The following is a 17,726-nucleotide window of genomic DNA, read 5'->3' on the forward strand; positions in this document are numbered from 1 at the left end:
TCTTCCGCGAGGGCGCCGTCGTTGTCGTGGTGCGCTCAGACGCCCATCGACTGGGTGTCGTTGCTCTCCGCGCCACCGGCCTCGGTCACGCCGTTCTTGAGGTGGTAGCGGGCGATCGCCTCGCGCAGCACCTCGCCGTCGAGCTCACCGCGCTTGACCAGGCTGGTCAGCACGGCCAGCGTGATCGACGCGGCGTCGACGTGGAAGTGGCGGCGCAGCGCCGACCGGGTGTCGGACAGGCCGAACCCGTCGGTGCCCAGCGAGGACCAGTCACCCGGCACCCACTGCGCGATCTGGTCCTGCACGGCCTTCATGTAGTCGCTGACGCCCACGAACGGGCCGCTGGCCTGCGAGAGGGCCTGGGTGACGTACGGCACGCGCGGCTCGGCGTCGGGGTTGAGGAGGTTGTGCTCCTCGCACTCCAGGGCGTCGCGGCGCAGCTCGGTCCAGGAGGTCGCCGACCACACGTCGGCCGACACGCCCCAGTCCTCGGCCAGCAGCCGCTGGGCCTCGACGGCCCACGGCCCCGCTACGCCCGACGACAGGATGTTGGCCTTCGGCCCCTGCGTCCGCGGGCTCTCGGCGAACCGGTAGAGGCCCTTGAGCAGGCCCTGCACGTCGAGGTCCGCGGGCTGCGGGGGCTGCGTGTAGGGCTCGTTGTAGATGGTCAGGTAGTAGAAGACGTTCTCCTGCGCCTCGCCGTACATCCTGCGCAGGCCGTCCTTGACGATGTGCGCGACCTCGAAGGCCCACGACGGGTCGTAGGAGACCGCGGCCGGGTTCGTCGAGGCGATGAGCGGCGTGTGGCCGTCCTCATGCTGCAGGCCCTCGCCGTTGAGCGTGGTGCGGCCGGCCGTCGCGCCGAGCAGGAAGCCGCGGCCCATCTGGTCGGCCATCTGCCACATCTGGTCGCCGGTGCGCTGCCAGCCGAACATCGAGTAGAAGATGTAGATCGGGATCATGTGCTCGCCGTGCGTGGCGTAGGCCGTGCCCGCCGCGATCGCCGAGGCCATCGAGCCCGACTCGGTGATGCCCTCGTGCAGGATCTGGCCCTGGACGGCCTCTTTGTACGACAGCAGCAGCTCCCTGTCGACGGCCTCGTACGTCTGGCCGTGCGGGGAGTAGATCTTCGCCGTCGGGAACATCGCGTCGAGGCCGAACGTACGGGCCTCGTCGGGGATGATCGGCACGAACCGGTGGCCGATCTCCTTGTCGCGCATCAGGTCCTTCAGCAGGCGGACGAAGGCCATCGTGGTGGCCACCTGCTGCTTGCCCGATCCCTTGCCGAACTGCTCGTAGACGTTGTCAGCGGGCAGCTTGACCGGCTTGGCGCGCGTGACGCGCTTGGGCAGCACGCCGCCCATGGCCGCGCGGCGCTCCTTCATGTACTCGATCTCGGGGTCGTTCTCGCCCGGATGGAAGTACGGGGGCAGCTCGCCTTCGAGCGCGGAGTCGGGGATCGGCAGGTAGAGCCGGTCGCGGAACTCCTTCAGCTCGGCCTTGGTGAGCTTCTTCATCTGGTGGGTGGCGTTGCGCGCCTCGAAGTCCTTGCCGAGCGTCCAGCCCTTGATGGTCTGGGCCAGGATGACCGTTGGCTGGCCGACGTGCTCGCGGGCCGCCTTGAACGCCGCGTAGACCTTGCGGTAGTCGTGGCCGCCGCGCGACAGCTTGCGGATGTCGTCGTCGGACAGGTGCTCGACCATCTTGCGCAGGCGCGGGTCGCCGCCGAAGAAGTTGTCCCGGATGTAGCCGCCGGACTCCACGGAGTAGGTCTGGAACTGGCCGTCGGGCGTGGTGTTCATCTGGTTGACCAGCACGCCGTCGACGTCGGCCGCCAGCAGCGGGTCCCAGTCGCGGCCCCAGACGACCTTGATGACGTTCCAGCCGGCGCCGCGGAAGTAGGACTCCAGCTCCTGGATGATCTTGCCGTTGCCGCGTACCGGGCCGTCGAGCCGCTGCAGGTTGCAGTTGATGACGAACGTGAGGTTGTCGAGCTCCTCGCGGGCGGCCAGGCCGATCGCGCCGAGCGACTCGGGCTCGTCCATCTCGCCGTCGCCCAGGAACGCCCACACATGGCTGCGGCTGGTGTCCTTGAGCTGGCGGTTGAGCAGGTAGCGGTTGAACCGCGCCTGGTAGATCGCCCCGATCGGCCCCAGGCCCATCGAGACGGTCGGGAACTCCCAGAAGTCGGGCATGAGCCGCGGGTGCGGGTAGGAGGGCAGGCCGTGGAAGCCGTGCGACAGCTCCTGCCGGAACGCGTCGAGCTGCGCCTCGTTGAGGCGGCCCTCCAGGTAGGCGCGGGCGTAGATGCCCGGCGCGGCGTGGCCCTGGAAGAAGACCTGGTCGCCCGACTCGCCGTGGTCCTTGCCGCGGAAGAAGTGGTTGAAGCCCACCTCGTACAGGGACGCGGCCGAGGCGTAGGTGGCGATGTGGCCGCCGACGTTGGTGCGCGCGTTGGCGCGGGACACCATGATCGCGGCGTTCCAGCGGATGTAGGCGCGGATCCGCCGCTCGACGTGCTCGTCGCCGGGGAACCAGGGCTCACGCTCCGGCGGGATCGTGTTGATGTAGTCGGTGCTGCGCAGGCCCGGCACGCCGACCTGGTGCTCGCGAGCCCGCTCCAGCATGCGGAGCATGAGGTAGCGGGCTCTGCTGCGGCCCTCCGTCTTGACCACATTGTCGAGGGACTCGAGCCACTCGTTGGTCTCACTGGGGTCGACATCAGGCAGTTGGCTGGGTAGGCCGTCGCTGATGATCGAGAATCGCTGGCGTCCGGAAGCCACTGGGTCTCGCCTTCCGAGGATGACTGATGTCTGGTCTGGGTCGCCTTCCATCCTGGTCGCTTGCCGTAGAAAGTGCATCTCTACTGGCGGGTAACCAGGGTGTCCCTGCTGGCAGGGTCACGATCGGTGGCCTAGACCACCGATGGTAGGACGAATCCCGGGCCAAGGTTACAGGCGGCGGCCAATTTAACAAGTACGGAAAAGCTACGAAATTTCGCCGTGCACGTCTTGAGAGTGTCCCCGACGGGAGATGGCGGCACTCGCGCGGGGGCGATCGGGCGGGGGCGCGAGGGTGCACTGTAACGGTTCGGTCATGATTCTCCCTCCGCCTTCAGAGGGAGGCGGATATGCCTCTTTCCGTACGGGCGTCCGCGTACGAGTGTGGAGGTATGAACGCGACGATAGGCGATCGGCTCCTGGTGCACGGCAACACCGTCGGTGAGCGGGACCGCAACGGGATCATCATCGAGGTCAAGGGATCCGACGGCGGACCCCCGTACATCGTTCGGTTCGACGACGGGCACACAGGCCTGGTGTTTCCCGGCCCCGATGCGGTCGTCGTACCTAAGTAGGATTCGTGTGTGAGATCTCAGCTCATCTCCGTGGCCACGGGTTCACGGGAGACGGTGCACGACATCACCTCGGAATGCGCGGACTTCGTGCGGGCTCTGGGGGAAGACGGGCTGCTGCACGTCTTCGTCCCGCACGCGACCGCCGGGGTCGCACTGATCGAACTGGGGTCGGGCAGCGATGACGATCTCGTCGCCGCCTTGCGCGACCTGCTACCGGCCGACGACAGGTGGCGTCACGCCCACGGGTCGCCCGGTCACGGCAGGTCACATGTCATGCCCGCGCTCATTCCGCCGTACGCGACCATCCCCGTGCTTGGCGGGCGGCTGGCGCTGGGCACCTGGCAGTCCATCGCACTCGTCGACCTCAACGTCGACAACCCGCAACGCCAGGTACGCCTGTCGTTTTTGTCAGATTGATTCAGGCCGTCTGCGGCCGTACCCGTGGCGACCGTTGACGACTAAGGGTCACAGCGTGTGGACTGTCCCGAAGCGATAAACCGCATATGCGGGGCCACTCAAGCAGGAGGGATAAACGTGAGCGCGACCGCGGGTCAGGCGCAAAGTGAGCGCGGCCTGGCCGAACGGCTCGGCCTCAAGCCGGGTCAGGTGGTGCAGGAGATCGGTTGGGACGAGGACGTCGACGACGAGCTTCGCGACTCCATCGAGGACCTGACCGGTAACGAGTTGCTGGATGAGGAGACCGACGACGTCGTCGACGTGGTGCTGCTGTGGTGGCGCGACGGCGACGGGGATCTCTTCGACGTCCTCACCAACGCCATGCGAGCTCTCGCCGAAGCCGGCCAGATCTGGCTGCTGACTCCCAAGGCCGGGCGCGACGGCCATGTGGAGCCGAGCGACATCGGGGAGGATGCCGCTACCGCGGGTCTCTCGCAGACCAGCAGCATCTCCGCCGCGCCTGATTGGTCAGGGACCAGATTGGTCTCGCCGAAGGGCCGACGCTAGGGAGCCTGAGCGCCTGCCATGCGGCAGGATGGCGTGTGTGAACGAACGTCCTGCCGAGGTCGGCGCCCTTGCTCCAGACTTCGAACTGCGGGACCAGCACGGCACTCCGGTGAAGCTGTCAGACTTCCGGGGGAGGAAGGTCGTGCTGGTCTTCTATCCGCTTGCCTTCAGCGGCGTGTGCCATCAGGAGCTGTCGGCGCTGCGTTATTTCCATGTCGACGCGCAGCTCCTCACCGTCTCGGTCGACTCCCTGTACACGCATCGTGCCTGGGCGGATCGGGAGGGTTACGAATTCCCTCTACTCTCCGATTTCTGGCCACATGGACAGGTCGCGCGGGCGTACGGTGTGTTCGATGACGAGAAGGGGGTCTCTCTGCGGGGGACCTTCATCATCGACGGCGCGGGCGTGATCCGGTGGTCGGTGGTCAATCCGGCCAGCAAGGCGCGTGACGTCGCCGACTATGTCAAGGCACTCGCCGACATTTCTTAACGGAGGAAACGATGCCCTGCTACCGCTGCGGGGCCCGGCAGACGGACCCCGTCCGTGGCGCCAGCCCGTGGAAGCGGGGGGTTCGCCGTGAGACCCAGGTGCTCATCTGCCCGGACTGTCAACGGCTGCACGACCTCGACCTCGAGGCCTGCGGCACGTGCGGGTCCACGACGCTGATCTGCCGGCTGGGCGAGGTGGAGTGCAGAGCCTGCGGGTCCGTACGACTGGCACGGGCGGACGCGTTCGTGGGATCGGACGCGATGGCGGGGTCGGGCGCCCCGCCCGGGCTGTCGGCCGAGGTCGAGGCGGCACTGAATCGGGTGCTCGGCCGGGCCTGACCCGGGGTGGCTGTCTCAGCTTTCCGGACATTTGCTGAGCTGCGCTATCGTCTGCTGCGTGTCTGCAATGAGTTCGTTCGTCGTGGCGCTCGACGTCGGTGGCACGTCCATGAAGGGCGGTCTGGTCAGCGAGTCCGGCGCGGTACTCCTGAGCGAGCGTTGCCCCACCCCGCGTGCCGAGGGCCCGGAAGCCGTCGTGGCCGCCATCCGGGAGTTCATCAGCCACCTGGCCGCCTCCGGTGATGGCATCCCGGCAGGCGTCGGCCTGGCGGTGCCGGGGCTGGTGTCCGAAGACGTGGCCGTCTACGCGGCGAACCTCGGCTGGCGTGACGTGCCGGCCTCCGACTTCACCGCCCTCGACGTACCGGTCATGCTCGGTCACGACGTACGTACCGGCGGCCTGGCGGAAAGCGTTCTCGGCGCCGGCCGCGGCGTACCCGACTTCCTCTTCCTGCCCATCGGCACGGGCATCGCCGGCGCCATGATCGTCCACGGTCAGCCGTACGGCGGCTCCTCCGGCTGGGGCGGCGAGATCGGCCACATCCCGGTCTTCCCGGACGGCGAGCAGTGCGCGTGCGGCCAGTTCGGCTGCCTGGAGACGTACGCGTCGGCGGCCTCGGTCGGCAGACGCTACAGCCTCCGCTCCGGCCTCGAGGACGTCCGCGCCGAACAGGTCGTCTCCTCGGACGACCCCCTGGCCGTGGAGGTGTGGGACGAGGCGGTAGAGGCCCTCTCGCTGGCCCTGGCCACGTACACCCTGCTCCTGGACCCCTCCATGATCGTCCTGGGCGGCGGCCTGGCCGAGGCGGGCCCTGCCCTCTTCGACCCCGTCCGCACCCGCCTCGTCAAACGCCTCGCCTTCCGCGACGCCCCACCCCTCCTGCCCGCCGCCTTGGGCGTCGACGCGGGCATGCTCGGCGCGGCCTTGCTGGGCTGGCGCGCGGCCGGCAGGGACGACCTGGGGGCCGGGTGGGTTATGGATGTGCGAGCGGAGCCGTTGGTGTCGTAAGGTGTAGTGCCGATCAGGGGCGGTTAGCTCAGCGGTAGAGCACTCGCCTTACAAGCGAGGGGTCACTGGTTCGATACCAGTACCGCCCACCTGCATCAAGAAGTCCCACAGCGATCACGCTACGGGCCTCTCGTGCCATTGGCTCGCGCACGCGAGCACATGAGAGGCTCGCCGTCATCGACGAGATTGACCTGATCAGTCGTCGTTCAACTGGGCATCAGCGGCTATCTTGTCTCGCTGGGCGTACCGGCGTGCAAAGATATCAGCGTCCCTCTACTCCGAGAGTTTCCGGTAGGTTGTCGGCCGTCCTTGGCCCCCCAGTTGCTCGACGAGTCCTCTCGATCTCAGTTCGCGGAGTGCCTTGCGGATGTTGGGTGCGGACAGGTTTAGTTCCTGCTTGAGGTCAGCGACACTGCGTGTCCCGGCCGCCAAGGTGTCGTAGACGCGTAGCTCCGTCTCGTTCAGGTCGTCGCCCGGGCGGATGACGGGAACCGCCTGCTGCCGTAGGACGACAGTGAATCGGATGGCGGCGTCGATGTAACGCGCAGGTGGAAGCCCGGCCTCTGCCAGGGCATCGGCCACGATCGGAATGCCGGTTGCCAGCGCCTCGATCACTCGCGCGCCTGTTTCTGGTGTGCGAGCGTGTTGACAGATCGCAACGAGTCGCGCATTGCGTGCTGAGGTGACGGCATCCCGGCCGAGCCGATCGACCGTGATGCCGTACAGGCCGCCCGGGTTGGAGACGATCAGCCGGTCACGACGGAGCCGAACCTCCACGGCCATGCCAGCCGACCAATGATCGAGGTCGCGATGGAGAAGAGCGTTCGCGATGATCTCGCGAAATGCGATGTATGGATAGGCGGGCTGATCACGAACAGTACCGTCCGGCGCTGACACGACGCTGGTGTCAAAGGTTCGCCGTGCCCAGTTCAGGGCCTCTTCCAGCATCCGTGGAATGGCCCCAGTGATCGTTGTCTGGTTCCGAGCCCGCGATCCTACGGGATCGGTCGGCAATGGCTCTGCCGAAGCCTGGATGACGAAGCGCGGAAACCACTCCTGTGGATGAACCCCCAAAGCCAACACTCCTGCGACGGTCGGAGTGCCGTCGGGCAGGGTAACTCCGGCCCGCCGCAGCAACTCGGCATCGTCAGGGAAACGGCCCAGGCCGTGGGGGTCCCGTTCGCGGACCGAACGTAGGAACGCTGCGACAAGGTCGCTATCAAGGTCCTCGCGGGTGGCGCCTGTCACGGGCTGCCGGTCGAAGAGCGGCGGCTTCCGGGCGGCCAGGAATGCCTGCTCTTCCAAATCCGACAGTGGGAAGTCCCCGTCGTACCCCCGCATGTATGCCGTACCCGACGCCGTGATCCGACACGGCTTGGCCGACGGATCGCATTCATGCACCCTGGCGACGATGACCGGTGCCCCATCCACTTCCGCGTCACTGATCGTAAGCTGGACAGGCGGCGAGAACGAGCGAGCCTTGTGGGCGAGGCCCTGCTTGAGAGCTTGCGGATCTGAAAGCTGTATCGGACGAAAGCCGGTGGCCTCGTCGAGGCCGAGGATGATCGTCCCGCCGCCTGGATGGTTTGCCAGCGCGCTCAGAGTCGAGGCGAGCGACTGCGGCAGCCCTCCTGCCGCCGACTTGACCTCGACATCGTCGTAGTCGCCTCCGGCCGTGCGGAGACGTGCGACCAACTCGTTCACGCTCTGGCTCATAGGCAAATGTAACCATGCGCTGGTTATATTTGCTCGGGTTCTGGTTACATTTCGTCCTGTTCCGATTCGGCGCCTCCAGACGCGTCGCCGCCGAAAGAGCCCGGCGCCCCGGAGCCGGCTGTCCGAGCATCGCGCGGCCTGACGAGTTCCCGATCGACGTGATGCGGATAGCCTCGCGGGGTGGACGATGATCTCTCGGGTGGACCGGTGACCGACGTTGAGATCGCTCTCGGGGTTGGCCTCATCGTGTTGCTTCTTCTGCTGCCCACCATCATTTGGCTTGCCATGGTGTTGCTGCGCCGCCATAGATAGAGCCTCTGGCGAGGGCCTCGGCTCCGAAATGATCTCGAAGGGCGCCTGGTGAGTGGCTGGCGCGGGTGGAGTGGCGTGTACGTCGGTACGGGCGTGCCACTCGCGTGAGGCCCGCTGGGGGCGGTCGCCCGACATGGCGGGGTTCTGGTCGTTTCAGGCCGCCACCACGGCCCGGGGTACCGTCCGGAAGCCGTTGATCATGGCCTGATCTGGTGGCCCCGCGCACATCTTTCGCCCGCGTGCCGCCTGGTCGTACCGGCTCCGCAGCGTGAGCGCGAACCGCAGGTCAACCCCTCATCTCCCGGTCTCCGGTGACTGACGGTGACCAATAGGTGTCCGAAGCGGTTGGCCCTCTATGCAGGTTTTGGATGTTCTCTGTACGGCTCATCCACACTCTTGATCTCCAGCAAGAGACGTTTCGAACGACCTCATAGACAACGCACGGTGCCGGCCAAGCCTCGTCCCCGGCACACGTAGAAAGGATTTCGTATGAGACCCAAAGGGGTACTCACGGTTGGGTTCGCCCTGTTTGTCTGCCTCGCGTCCGGTCAGGGCGCGTTAGCGAGCACGACGGGGGCCGAGGCCGGTCCGACGCCGACTGCTACACCGACCGCCACGAAGACCGTCACACCCACCCCCACGCCGACCTCCGGGGCGGACAACAACGACCCCCCGAACCAGGTTGAGGGGCCGCAGGTATCGACCCTGGCCGCCCCGGGCTTCCAGCTCCCCTTCCCCTGCGGCCAGTCGTGGAACGGTAACAACAGCGGCAGCAGCGCTCACCGGTCATATGAGATCGACTTCAACCGGGGCAGCACGGCGAACGCCGACCTCGGGGACACCGTCGTCGCCGCCGCCGCGGGCACCGTGGTCATCTCGGCCCACCAGGGTTCGGTCAACGGTTACGGCAACCTGGTCAAGATCGACCATGGGGGCGGCTGGACGTCCTTCTACGCGCATCTGAACTCGCGCGCCGTCGCCGCCGGCGCCAAGGTCACTCAGGGCCAGAAGATCGGCGCGGTCGGCAACACCAGCAAGCCGGGCAACGGCATCTCGCCTCACCTGCACTTCGAGATCCGCAAGGGCAGCAGCTACCCGTCGAACATCCAGAAGGCCGTCTTCAACGGGGCCACGTTCGGCTACCCGAACCAGACGCTCACCTCCAAGAACTGCGGAGGAGGCGGCAGCGGTAACCCGCACACTGCCGCGTCGGTGTGCGGCAGCGGCTACAAGGTGATCGACTCGGCCGCCCTGGGCACGGCGGGCAAGGTCTACCTGCTGTTCAACTCGGCCAAGGGCCAGAACTGCGTGGCCACCATCAAGGCGACCTCCCTCGGCAAGGCCACCGCGGCCAGCGCCTACCTGGAGGTGAAGGGCAAGACACGGGCCAGTGACACCGGCAACTTCACCTACTACGCGGGTCCGGTACGCGCCAGTGCGGCGGACAAGTGCGTCAAGTGGGGCGGCAAGGCCGGTACGGCCACCTACAACAGCCCCTTCGAACACTGCGGCTGACGTGTGAACCATGAACGCCGCCACCCACTGCGGGTGGCGGCGCTTTTCTGGGATCCAGAGGGAACGTCCGTCGCCGTTCGGAAGCGAAGCCCCCTGATCTGGGTCGCTGGTCGTAAAGGCCGGGATATTGCCGGGTCCCCGGTTACCGTGGCCGGTTGCCCTTCTTCTTGCGGCTGGCCGGCACGGCCCGGCGGCTGGAGGTGTTCTGTGCGGGCTTTCGTGGCTTCTGTGGTTTTTGTGCCTGCCGCTGTGTCCGCTCCTCCGCAGGGAAGGCGGGGGTACGGCCCCGCGAGCTGTTCGCGGTCCGGCCGCGGACGATGCCGATGAAATCTTCCACCAGGTCAGTGGTCGCGTCCGTGGGCCAGGCCAGTGCGACCTGGGACTGCGGCGCGTCCGGCACCGGCCGGTACGTGAGATCCCTGCGGTCGTGCAGGCGGGCCAGCGACTGCGGAACCAGGAGCAGCCCACTGCCGGCCGCTACCAGCTCGACCGTGTCCGCGGTCGTGGCGGGGCGGGTGAACGCGGGCAGCCCAGGCCGTACCGCCCACTCGAGGGTGTCGTCCAGAGGATGGAACACCTCGTCGTCGGTCAGGTCGGCGATGGCCACCTCGTCGACGGCGGTCACGGCGTGGTCCTTGGGCACCACGACCACCGTGGTCTCCACGTAGAGCGGAATCACGCTGAGCCCGTCCCGGTCGATCGGCAGCCTGACGAACCCGGCGTCGGCGCCGCCATCCCGCAGGAGCCCCACCACCTCGGCGGCGGGAACCGCGACCAGGGTAACCGGCACGCCGGGCATCCTCTCGGTCCAGACGCCCACCCATTTCGCGGGTGTCACCCCGGGCACGTACGCCAGCCGGAACACTCTGCCGGTCTCCCCATCAGTCACTTCCCCAGGGTACCGATGTCAGCGGAACCCGTTCCGACTGACTACTCTTTGGGCCATGACCTCGTCCAAATCGAAGACCATCCAGACGATGAAGCCTGAGACCGCGGCCAAGAAGCTGGGTGTCCTTCTCTCGGCCACGCCCGCCGAGTTCCAGGCGGGTGTCGTCTCCAGGGACGAGTTGAACGAGTTGCAGTCGACGCCACCCACCTGGCTCGCTGACCTGCGCCGCAACGGCCCGCACCCCAAGCAGGTCATCGCCGCGAAGCTCGGGGTCTCCATTTCGGGCCTGACCAGAGGCGGGATCACCGAACCGCTCACCACCGCCGAGATCGACGCGCTGAAGGCGGAGAACCCCGCGTGGCTGGAGCGCGAGCGGTCCATCCAGGCCGAGGCCCGCAAAGAAGCACTCCGCCTCAAGCAACGCTAGACGGCTGAGACCGGCACGCCTCCGATGATCAACTATGGTGACCGGTCGTGAGAATCCTCATCGTCGGCGGTAGTGGCTTTCTCGGCAGTGAGCTCGCTCGACAGTGTTTGCTCGCCGGGCATGAGGTGGCTGCGACCTATCTGACCCGGCCCGGAGAGACCGCTGGCCTTGAGTGGTCGCCGCTCGATGTGCGTCGGCGCGAGGACGTCAATGCGCTGATCGGCGCGTTCCGGCCAGAGGTGGTCATCAACGCCGCCTACCGTCAGACGGATTGGGCGACCACGGCCATCGGCGCCGCGAACGTGGCTCTCGCTGTCTCCATGGCGGGTGGACGCCTCGTCCATGTGTCCAGCGACGCGGTCTTCTCCGGCGCCGCGGTTCGCTATGACGAGATGTGCGTCCCTGATCCGATCAGCCCGTACGGTGCGGCCAAAGCCGCCGCCGAGACAGCGGTGAACGCGATCGTGCCGGCCGCGGTGACAGCCCGGACATCCTTGATCATCGGCGACGGTGATTCCCCGCATGAGGCCCTGGTGCGTTCACTGGCCACCGGCAGCGCGAGAGGAGTGCTGTTCACCGATGACGTGCGGTGCCCCGTGCATGTCGTTGACCTTGCCGCGGCGCTTCTGGAACTTGCCGCATCCGAGTATCGCGGTATCCACCACGTCGCTGGAGCCGATGCCGTAAGCCGATACGAGCTCGGGCTGCTCATCGCTCGCCGCGATGGCCTCGACACGGACCACTTGCCGTCAGGTCGGCGGGCGGACACCAGGTTGCCCGGCCCGATAGACGTGCGCCTGGACTGCGCCATGACTCAGCGGCGGCTTCAGACCGAGTTGCGCGGCGCGCGGCGATTTCTGGGCGACGGTCAGCGATGATCGCGACCTTCGTCTGAAAGAGCCCGAGCCGGGGCTCGTATGCGGCAGTGATCATGATGCGGTGGGCCGGGCCCACCGCATCATGATCATCACTCAGGTGCAGGGTCGGTTATTCACCCTGCAGATGCACCCGTTGCCGCCCTTGGTGTAGTCGCAGCACTCGAACCGGTACAGCGTGCTCCCCAAGTAGGCGCATGTCGTCCAGCAGTGCTTGCCGCCGCAGCTGTAGAGGCTGCTGCAGCCGCTGGCGCAGCAGGTCGTGGCTGAGCAGCAGCTACAGCCTGGCAGGCCGTAGCAGCCGTCCGGCGCCGCCTCGGCGCGTCCGGGGAACCACGCGTTGGTGGCCACCCCGACGATTGTCGCCCCGGCGACGGCGAGGAACTTGTTCCTCGTCAGCCGAGTCTTCTTCACGTGCTCGACGATCATGCTCTCATCCCCTCTGGTACGTCCACTCTCTGTTCCCACAGCACCTCGAGGTCCGCGGCGCTGTCGGCGTCGCTGCCCGTCGCGACAGCGACCATGAAGCCGTCCCGCTGCAGGACGACGGTGGGCCACAACGCCATGGGCAGGTCGGCGTCGACGGCCTTGGCCCGCTCGCCGTCGTAGGCATTGACGTGCGATGGGAGCATCGCGAGCAACTCGGTGGTGGAGTCGCCGGCGATGATCGCCACCGTCTGACGGTCCGCGAACTTGTCGAGATCGGCCGCGAGGCCGTGACAAGTGCCGCAGGTGCTGGACATGAAGAGCAGCAACGCGTCCTGCGTCGCGTCGGGGATCAGCGAGACCAGGCTGTCGGGAAGTTTCCTGCCGATGATCAGCTGGGCGCTGGGATCCACGCCGCGCCCCGTGAGGCGCAGGCGCAGTTCCGCGATTCCCCGCAGACAGGCCAGGAAGGCCACCGTGAGGACGACGCACGCCGCCACCAGCACGACGGCGAGAACGCGTTCCATCAGGCAGCCTGCCTGATCCGCCGCATGAAGTGGACGGTCAGGGTGCCGTCCACGCGGTTGTCGAAGCACTCCAGGGCGACGGTGTCCCCGGCTTTCAGTGGCTGGGCTAGCGGTTTGGCGGCCGGTTCGCCCGACGTGCCCTCATAGTGCAGCGTCCGCGGGTCGAGCAGACAGACCTGGCCGTTCACCGAGATGCGATCGGCGGTGACCTCTGTCACGCTCCCGCTGACGTTGCGGTGCAGAGTGACCGCGACGCGCTGACCCGCGGTTGACTCGTCGAGCACGACGAGGTCGCCGGGCCTGAGCGCCCAGCCGTAGGGCAGTTCCTCGGCCTTGGCCGAGACGGGCGCGGCGGCCGTGAGGCCGGCCGAGCCGTAGCGGCGCACTGTCACGTTCTGGCCCGAACCGCTGACCAGGACGCCTGCAGAGGCGTCGGACGGGGGTAGTGGCGAGTTGCCGGCCGTGTCCCTGAAGACTCCGGCGAACAGCCCGCGTCTGGTCGTTTCCTCCTTCATTACTTCTTCCTCTCTGTTGGTGAAACAACGGTCTGTTGGTCACAGCAACGGCGTGAGAATGGGGTAGAGGGCGCCGAGCGCGGCGAGGGCCAACGGGTCGGCGATCATGCGGGCTCGAATGATCCCGTCGGAGATGTAGATATCCGCTGAGGTGAGCAGCGCGGACAGGCCCACTCGCGTCAGCGCGAAGACGGTGAAGCCGACCGCTCCGAGGACCGGGTCGGCCGCGATGAAGGCGGTCAGCGGGACCAGGTACCAGAGCCAGAAACCGATGCGCGTGGTGAAGCCGACGCCGAGCGCCAAGCCGTTGTACGCGGCGGTGCGCCAGTCGTTGTATGTGAGCCAGCGGGTGTTGGTCTCACGGTCCAGTTGCCAGGGAACGGGCCTGAGCGCCGCTCCGACGATGACGGTAGACACCGCGGTCACAGCGAGCAGAGCACGCATCGAGGGCTCCACAGCCGCGCCGAGGAGACCGACGAAAGCCCCGGTGAGCGCCGCTCCGGCCATGGCCGACAATATGAGGACGGCACCAGCCACCACCGAGGAACCGAAGCACCCGGACACGCGGGCGCGCGTGATCATGATGATCACGTTGGGGCCTCAAGGGAGGGTCTGCTGCGCGATCGCCACTATCAGCGCGGTCATGACGAGCAGCGTCCAGGGCTGGAGGCCCAGGAGATGTCCAGCGAACACACCGAGCGCGGCCAGCGGTATCGCCAGCGCCGGCCTGATCCGGGGGCTGGTCAGGATGCCACCCATCATGTCTCCTTCACCTGCCGACCGAGGCCGCGCCGTAGGCGGCATTGTGGAGATGCTCCAGGTCGGCGGCATACCGCAGGATGCCCTTGGCCACCACCAGGCCATTGGACACCGCCACGCCGAAGGGGCCGGAGTGCACCTTGTACCGGTCTCTCACGGCAGCGGCCTTATCGCCCGTGAGCACACGCGCGTCCTCGGGCAGGATCTGCCGGAAACCGGCCGACGACCCGGCCATGGTGCCGTCGCTGACCACACAGGCGAACCCGCCCGGATCGGCGGAGCGTGCCACCTCCGTCGCCACCTCGTGGCAGGGCTCGCAGTCCCCGAAGAAGAACAGGACCACGTCGTCAGACCGCATGCCGGGGAACTGCGGGGCGAGCGCGCCCACGGCGAGTCCGTCGGCGGGCGCGGCTCCGCTCACTGCCACACGGTCCTGGAGGATCGACAGTTCACGGCGTACGACCAGCAGCCCGAGAGCGAGCAGAAGTAACCAGACGGAAGCTACGACCAATAGTGCGGTATAGCCCATGACGCCTCATTCACCCGTCGAGTCGGACACTGAAAGGCTTGACCACGGTCAGGGTGGAAATTAGTAGATATCCGCAGGTGATTGCCGTACCGATGAGCAGTCCTGAAATGCGCTGGTCCAGGGTGGGCACCGCCGGTGCCGCGGCGACGAACGCCGCGACGCCGATCAGGACGAGGTTGCGCACCACGGTCGCCCACGAGGTCGTCTCGCCCGTGCCGAAGCAGGCGCACTCCACGCTCTGCCCCGCCATGACGGACCGTACGATCACCGCGGTGAAGGCGACCAGAAGCACAAGAGCGCAGGTCGCGGCCGGGAGCAGGGCCGGGCTCACCGCTACGGCGAGACCGACGGCGACCTCCAGAGCGCCAAGGATCCGGCCCAAGCCGGGCCGTACCCGTTTGACGACACCGAAGCGGACCAGGGCGAGCGCGAGCGCGAACGGCCGTCTGATTTTGGGAATGCCGCTGGCGACGAAGAGGGCGGTGAGAAGGCCGCAGCCCACCCCGACTAATTCGGCCATGTCCATGGACGTGATCATAAATGGCCGCAATACTTTGATCAATGAGTAGGTCAAAAATCTTGTCATGCTCGGCGGCACTAATTCTGTTATGCAGCCAAACGGCCTGTTCAGCGGGCACGGCGGAGGTAAAACAGACATCGAGCCCACCGAGCACACTGGGCTGGACGACCCCCGTGACATCGCCCGCGACCCCCCCTGGCGGCGTGCCGTGCATCGACGCCGACAAGGCCGGGGAGAAGGGTGCCTCGGTGGGCGGTGTGCGGGCAGGCCCGTTCGGCGCGTACCTGCGCCAGCAACGCGGCGGCGTGGCCAAACTATGGGTCGCGCAGGATCGCGGCAAGGGCCCGGCGGACGCGCTGATCCGGATTGAGCACGTCGAATCGGGCACCATCGCCTACTTCGTCCGCGACGCCGCGGCGACCGCCACCACAACCAACGACGACGGCACACCCTCCGGGGACACGATCTACCCCGGCGCGATCCTGCTGCCACGTGACGGGCACGTCCGCATCACCGTCAGCATCGGCCGCGCCTCCGGCTGCTTCGCCTACACCCTGTAGGCCGCTACGACAGGTAGCGCGGTGGCGAGGTGGACCGTTCGCGAGCGGTCACGTTCTTGACTCTGTTTCCAACTTCGGGGTCTTCCGCGGAGTTCCGTTTTGAGGGGTTCCACGAGTTCGTGCGTGCTCGCTGATGCGGACGGCGTGCTTGCTCACCGGAGACACCCGCCTCGCCGAGGATCTGTTGCAGACGGTCCTCACCCGTGCTCATGGGCACGTCGCAGGGCGGCGGGCGGACACCAGGTTGCCTGGCCCTCTGGACGTGCGCGTGGACTGTGCCATGACTCAGCGGCGGCTTCAGACCAGGTTGCGCGGCGCGCGGCAATTTCTGAGTGACGGTCAGCGCTGATCGCGACGCGCCTGGCCGGTGAGACCCACACCCGTGGGTATGACCGCCATGCGCGAGGAACCGCACCGGACGGCATTGGTGCACTTGCCGTCCTTCTCAAGGAGCCTCCGTGCCATTAGCTCAAGTTCGAGCGCCATTGCCCCGGCGCGTCACGGGAATAGAGATGGCTCCGTCACAGGGCGGACGCCATCGCGGGTCATTACGTGGGCGTCCCGTCACGAGTACATGACGCGCTGCATCGTCGCCCTGGTCTTCCGCTGCATTGTTCTCATGGGTATCAAGCGGTGGTGCTACGCGCCGCCGGCGATGGGGCACGGATTTTCGGGCCGCGGCTCATCCCAGGTGGCACCCAGCAGCTCTGCGCCAGGCCGGCTCGTGTCTGCGCTCGGCCTGGTGGGCTATGGGCCCCAGATATCGGCGAGCGTCAAGGGATCGGTGAGCGAGTTCATGAAGAGCCAGGCAAGCACGCCCATGAGAGCGACCCCGGAGAGGACCAGACCGATCGCGCCGCCCACGAATCTGCCGCCCGGGCTGTGAACGCGGGATAGTAAAACGCCCGCACTCACACTGAGGGCGGGAATGCCGGCGAAAATCAGGGCAGGAATCCACAGCGGGCCCAACCCGGACGAGGAGATTTCGAGGATGACCCGGCGGGCGGGCATGACGTGAAGCAGGAAGCCGACGGCGGTAAGGCACCATGCGAGTGTGACCTTGTCAGGCTCGTGCTGGGAATTCAGCGTCAGCGGCATTTTAGGTCCCATCCGATTTGCGCAATTCGCGGAAAAATCTACAGTATCCGTCTTGGCTTCGTCGGCTGTCCTTGGAGAATGGTGTCTGTCTCTTCGTATGGCCCTACGGTCCGTCGAGCGTGGTCGGGTGCGGCTCATGCCTTAACGTGGGACCGTGATCGATCCCAAGGGCGAGCAGCCGGTATATCTGCAGGTCGCGGCGTCCCTCCGCGAACGTATCGAGTCTGGCGAATGGCTGCCTCGCCACCGTCTGCCTCGTGTCGCGGAGCTTGAGCAGGAGTATGGCGTGGTTCGGAGCACCATCCTCGAGGCGATCAATCATCTGCGGGACAGCGGTTACGTCTACACGATCCCGAACTGGGGCACCGTGGTACGTCTCGGATCGGACGACATCACCGTCGTGGTGATCGAGCCGGGGGACTGCGGCATCTTCCGGATAGCGAGCGATCAGGAGAGCGAGCGGCTCGGCCTTGATCCGGAAGCCGCCGTGTTCGTGCTGGAAAAGGCGAGTGGCAAGGTCGCGGTGCTGCCTGCCGACAAGGTCGAGATCCATGGGCCGGAGCACTGAGGCGACGCCGGAGTCATGGTTGTCGGCGCACCGGCCGTGAGGGCGATGTGGGATGCTCTCGCCGTGACCGAGCCAGAGGACCCCGTATTGTCCGGGCCGCCCAGTGAGGTTCCCGACGACGTTGAGATCCTGCGCACCTGTGGAGCTATCGGTCTCGTCGTGGGTGGCGTGTTGTGTGTGGGGGCTCTCCTCATCGACGGCGGCAGGCCATCGTGGCAGGTGCTCGCCGTCTTCATGCTGGTTGTCCTGGTCGGACTCGGCTTGCGGCTGGAGGCGGCGCTTCGCGAGCGGTCACGTTCTTGAGCCGGCTTCCAACCTCGGGGTCTTTCCCGGAG

General features: G+C 66.9%; 24 protein-coding genes and 1 tRNA gene. 14 read left to right on the top strand and 11 right to left on the bottom strand.

Annotated features, from left to right (window positions below):
* Positions 1-35 precede the first annotated feature (35 nt).
* Positions 36-2,783 carry a pyruvate dehydrogenase (acetyl-transferring), homodimeric type gene (gene aceE, locus KLK06_RS13245; RefSeq protein WP_214635719.1) on the bottom strand — a complete coding sequence of 916 codons (2,748 nt, stop codon included), beginning with the start codon at positions 2,781-2,783 and terminating at the stop codon, positions 36-38.
* A gap of 389 nt (positions 2,784-3,172) precedes the next feature.
* Here aceE and KLK06_RS13250 point away from each other — a divergent pair, with 389 nt between their 5' ends.
* The 7 genes from KLK06_RS13250 (at position 3,173) to KLK06_RS13280 (ending at position 6,244) form a co-directional block, all read left to right on the top strand.
* Positions 3,173-3,355: a DUF1918 domain-containing protein gene (locus KLK06_RS13250; RefSeq protein ID WP_214635720.1), complete on the top strand. Its 183-nt coding sequence runs from the start codon at positions 3,173-3,175 to the stop codon at positions 3,353-3,355.
* A gap of 9 nt (positions 3,356-3,364) precedes the next feature.
* Positions 3,365-3,772 carry a secondary thiamine-phosphate synthase enzyme YjbQ gene (locus tag KLK06_RS13255; protein WP_214635721.1) on the top strand — a complete coding sequence of 136 codons (408 nt, stop codon included), beginning with the start codon at positions 3,365-3,367 and terminating at the stop codon, positions 3,770-3,772.
* Between the two features lie 117 nt (positions 3,773-3,889).
* Positions 3,890-4,318: a DUF3052 domain-containing protein gene (locus KLK06_RS13260; RefSeq protein ID WP_214635722.1), complete on the top strand. Its 429-nt coding sequence runs from the start codon at positions 3,890-3,892 to the stop codon at positions 4,316-4,318.
* Between the two features lie 37 nt (positions 4,319-4,355).
* Entirely contained in the window at positions 4,356-4,808 is a 453-nt protein-coding gene (locus KLK06_RS13265; RefSeq protein ID WP_308168222.1) for a peroxiredoxin, read from the top strand.
* Between the two features lie 11 nt (positions 4,809-4,819).
* Positions 4,820-5,146 carry a hypothetical protein gene (locus tag KLK06_RS13270; RefSeq protein ID WP_214635724.1) on the top strand — a complete coding sequence of 109 codons (327 nt, stop codon included), beginning with the start codon at positions 4,820-4,822 and terminating at the stop codon, positions 5,144-5,146.
* A gap of 67 nt (positions 5,147-5,213) precedes the next feature.
* Positions 5,214-6,155, top strand: coding sequence for an ROK family protein (locus KLK06_RS13275; protein WP_214636157.1), 942 nt, complete (start codon positions 5,214-5,216; stop codon positions 6,153-6,155).
* A gap of 17 nt (positions 6,156-6,172) precedes the next feature.
* A tRNA-Val gene (locus KLK06_RS13280) sits at positions 6,173-6,244 on the top strand.
* A gap of 184 nt (positions 6,245-6,428) precedes the next feature.
* On the opposite strand, the gene KLK06_RS13285 is transcribed toward KLK06_RS13280, so the two are convergent.
* Positions 6,429-7,859 carry an ATP-binding protein gene (locus KLK06_RS13285; RefSeq protein ID WP_308168223.1) on the bottom strand — a complete coding sequence of 477 codons (1,431 nt, stop codon included), beginning with the start codon at positions 7,857-7,859 and terminating at the stop codon, positions 6,429-6,431.
* A gap of 192 nt (positions 7,860-8,051) precedes the next feature.
* Here KLK06_RS13285 and KLK06_RS61415 point away from each other — a divergent pair, with 192 nt between their 5' ends.
* Positions 8,052-8,183 carry a hypothetical protein gene (locus KLK06_RS61415; protein ID WP_284734978.1) on the top strand — a complete coding sequence of 44 codons (132 nt, stop codon included), beginning with the start codon at positions 8,052-8,054 and terminating at the stop codon, positions 8,181-8,183.
* Positions 8,184-8,672: 489 nt separating this feature from the next.
* Entirely contained in the window at positions 8,673-9,698 is a 1,026-nt protein-coding gene (locus KLK06_RS13290) for a M23 family metallopeptidase (RefSeq protein ID WP_214635726.1), read from the top strand.
* 142 nt (positions 9,699-9,840) lie between these two features.
* Here the strand turns inward: KLK06_RS13290 and KLK06_RS13295 are convergent, their stop codons facing one another.
* Positions 9,841-10,587 (bottom strand): LysR family substrate-binding domain-containing protein, encoded by a 747-nt coding sequence (locus tag KLK06_RS13295; protein ID WP_308168224.1) that lies wholly within the window; start codon positions 10,585-10,587, stop codon positions 9,841-9,843.
* A 55-nt stretch (positions 10,588-10,642) separates the two neighbouring features.
* On the opposite strand from KLK06_RS13295, the gene KLK06_RS13300 reads away from it, so the two are divergent.
* Together KLK06_RS13300 and KLK06_RS13305 are read left to right on the top strand one after the other, a co-directional pair.
* The gene (locus KLK06_RS13300; protein WP_214635727.1) at positions 10,643-11,014 is read left to right on the top strand and encodes a DUF5997 family protein; all 372 of its coding nucleotides are present in this window, start codon (positions 10,643-10,645) and stop codon (positions 11,012-11,014) included.
* Positions 11,015-11,061: 47 nt separating this feature from the next.
* A complete protein-coding gene (locus tag KLK06_RS13305) occupies positions 11,062-11,892 on the top strand; it encodes a sugar nucleotide-binding protein (RefSeq protein ID WP_214635728.1) in 831 nt (276 codons plus the stop codon).
* 93 nt (positions 11,893-11,985) lie between these two features.
* On the opposite strand, the gene KLK06_RS13310 is transcribed toward KLK06_RS13305, so the two are convergent.
* Genes KLK06_RS13310 through KLK06_RS13340 form a run of 7 tightly spaced genes read right to left on the bottom strand, consistent with a single transcriptional unit; the run spans position 11,986 to position 15,171 of the window.
* The gene (locus tag KLK06_RS13310; RefSeq protein ID WP_214635729.1) at positions 11,986-12,303 is read right to left on the bottom strand and encodes a hypothetical protein; all 318 of its coding nucleotides are present in this window, start codon (positions 12,301-12,303) and stop codon (positions 11,986-11,988) included.
* An 11-nt stretch (positions 12,304-12,314) separates the two neighbouring features.
* A complete protein-coding gene (locus KLK06_RS13315; protein ID WP_214635730.1) occupies positions 12,315-12,842 on the bottom strand; it encodes a thioredoxin family protein in 528 nt (175 codons plus the stop codon).
* Positions 12,842-13,357: a DUF5666 domain-containing protein gene (locus KLK06_RS13320; RefSeq protein ID WP_214635731.1), complete on the bottom strand. Its 516-nt coding sequence runs from the start codon at positions 13,355-13,357 to the stop codon at positions 12,842-12,844. Before KLK06_RS13320 ends, KLK06_RS13315 begins: the two co-directional genes overlap by 1 nt.
* Positions 13,358-13,396: 39 nt before the next feature.
* Positions 13,397-13,939, bottom strand: coding sequence for a hypothetical protein (locus KLK06_RS13325; protein ID WP_214635732.1), 543 nt, complete (start codon positions 13,937-13,939; stop codon positions 13,397-13,399).
* Between the two features lie 18 nt (positions 13,940-13,957).
* Positions 13,958-14,119, bottom strand: coding sequence for a hypothetical protein (locus KLK06_RS13330; protein WP_214635733.1), 162 nt, complete (start codon positions 14,117-14,119; stop codon positions 13,958-13,960).
* Positions 14,120-14,126: 7 nt separating this feature from the next.
* Positions 14,127-14,627: a hypothetical protein gene (locus KLK06_RS13335; RefSeq protein WP_214635734.1), complete on the bottom strand. Its 501-nt coding sequence runs from the start codon at positions 14,625-14,627 to the stop codon at positions 14,127-14,129.
* Between the two features lie 28 nt (positions 14,628-14,655).
* Positions 14,656-15,171 (bottom strand): MauE/DoxX family redox-associated membrane protein, encoded by a 516-nt coding sequence (locus KLK06_RS13340; RefSeq protein ID WP_214635735.1) that lies wholly within the window; start codon positions 15,169-15,171, stop codon positions 14,656-14,658.
* A 167-nt stretch (positions 15,172-15,338) separates the two neighbouring features.
* On the opposite strand from KLK06_RS13340, the gene KLK06_RS13345 reads away from it, so the two are divergent.
* Positions 15,339-15,725, top strand: a complete 387-nt coding sequence (locus KLK06_RS13345; protein WP_214635736.1) for a hypothetical protein — start codon at positions 15,339-15,341, stop codon at positions 15,723-15,725.
* Between the two features lie 747 nt (positions 15,726-16,472).
* On the opposite strand, the gene KLK06_RS13350 is transcribed toward KLK06_RS13345, so the two are convergent.
* On the bottom strand, positions 16,473-16,823 hold the full coding sequence (locus tag KLK06_RS13350; RefSeq protein ID WP_214635737.1) for a hypothetical protein: 351 nt from the start codon (positions 16,821-16,823) through the stop codon (positions 16,473-16,475).
* 154 nt (positions 16,824-16,977) lie between these two features.
* On the opposite strand from KLK06_RS13350, the gene KLK06_RS13355 reads away from it, so the two are divergent.
* Positions 16,978-17,391, top strand: coding sequence for a winged helix-turn-helix domain-containing protein (locus tag KLK06_RS13355; RefSeq protein ID WP_214635738.1), 414 nt, complete (start codon positions 16,978-16,980; stop codon positions 17,389-17,391).
* Between the two features lie 63 nt (positions 17,392-17,454).
* The gene (locus KLK06_RS13360; RefSeq protein ID WP_214635739.1) at positions 17,455-17,694 is read left to right on the top strand and encodes a hypothetical protein; all 240 of its coding nucleotides are present in this window, start codon (positions 17,455-17,457) and stop codon (positions 17,692-17,694) included.
* The last annotated feature ends 32 nt before the right edge of the window (positions 17,695-17,726 follow it).

The sequence above is a fragment of the Nonomuraea sp. NEAU-A123 genome (genome assembly GCF_018603905.1).
Lineage (GTDB): Bacteria > Actinomycetota > Actinomycetes > Streptosporangiales > Streptosporangiaceae > Nonomuraea.

Coding starts and splice junctions, on each gene's coding strand:
- KLK06_RS13270 (WP_214635724.1), top strand. CDS start 4,820: ATGCCCTGCTACCGCTGCGGGGCCCGGCAGACGGACCCCGTCCGTGGC.
- KLK06_RS13340 (WP_214635735.1), bottom strand. CDS start 15,171: ATGGACATGGCCGAATTAGTCGGGGTGGGCTGCGGCCTTCTCACCGCC.
- KLK06_RS13325 (WP_214635732.1), bottom strand. CDS start 13,939: ATGATCACGCGCGCCCGCGTGTCCGGGTGCTTCGGTTCCTCGGTGGTG.
- KLK06_RS13320 (WP_214635731.1), bottom strand. CDS start 13,357: ATGAAGGAGGAAACGACCAGACGCGGGCTGTTCGCCGGAGTCTTCAGG.
- KLK06_RS13300 (WP_214635727.1), top strand. CDS start 10,643: ATGACCTCGTCCAAATCGAAGACCATCCAGACGATGAAGCCTGAGACC.
- KLK06_RS13275 (WP_214636157.1), top strand. CDS start 5,214: ATGAGTTCGTTCGTCGTGGCGCTCGACGTCGGTGGCACGTCCATGAAG.
- KLK06_RS13250 (WP_214635720.1), top strand. CDS start 3,173: ATGAACGCGACGATAGGCGATCGGCTCCTGGTGCACGGCAACACCGTC.
- KLK06_RS13330 (WP_214635733.1), bottom strand. CDS start 14,119: ATGATGGGTGGCATCCTGACCAGCCCCCGGATCAGGCCGGCGCTGGCG.
- KLK06_RS13315 (WP_214635730.1), bottom strand. CDS start 12,842: ATGGAACGCGTTCTCGCCGTCGTGCTGGTGGCGGCGTGCGTCGTCCTC.
- KLK06_RS13350 (WP_214635737.1), bottom strand. CDS start 16,823: ATGCCGCTGACGCTGAATTCCCAGCACGAGCCTGACAAGGTCACACTC.
- KLK06_RS13290 (WP_214635726.1), top strand. CDS start 8,673: ATGAGACCCAAAGGGGTACTCACGGTTGGGTTCGCCCTGTTTGTCTGC.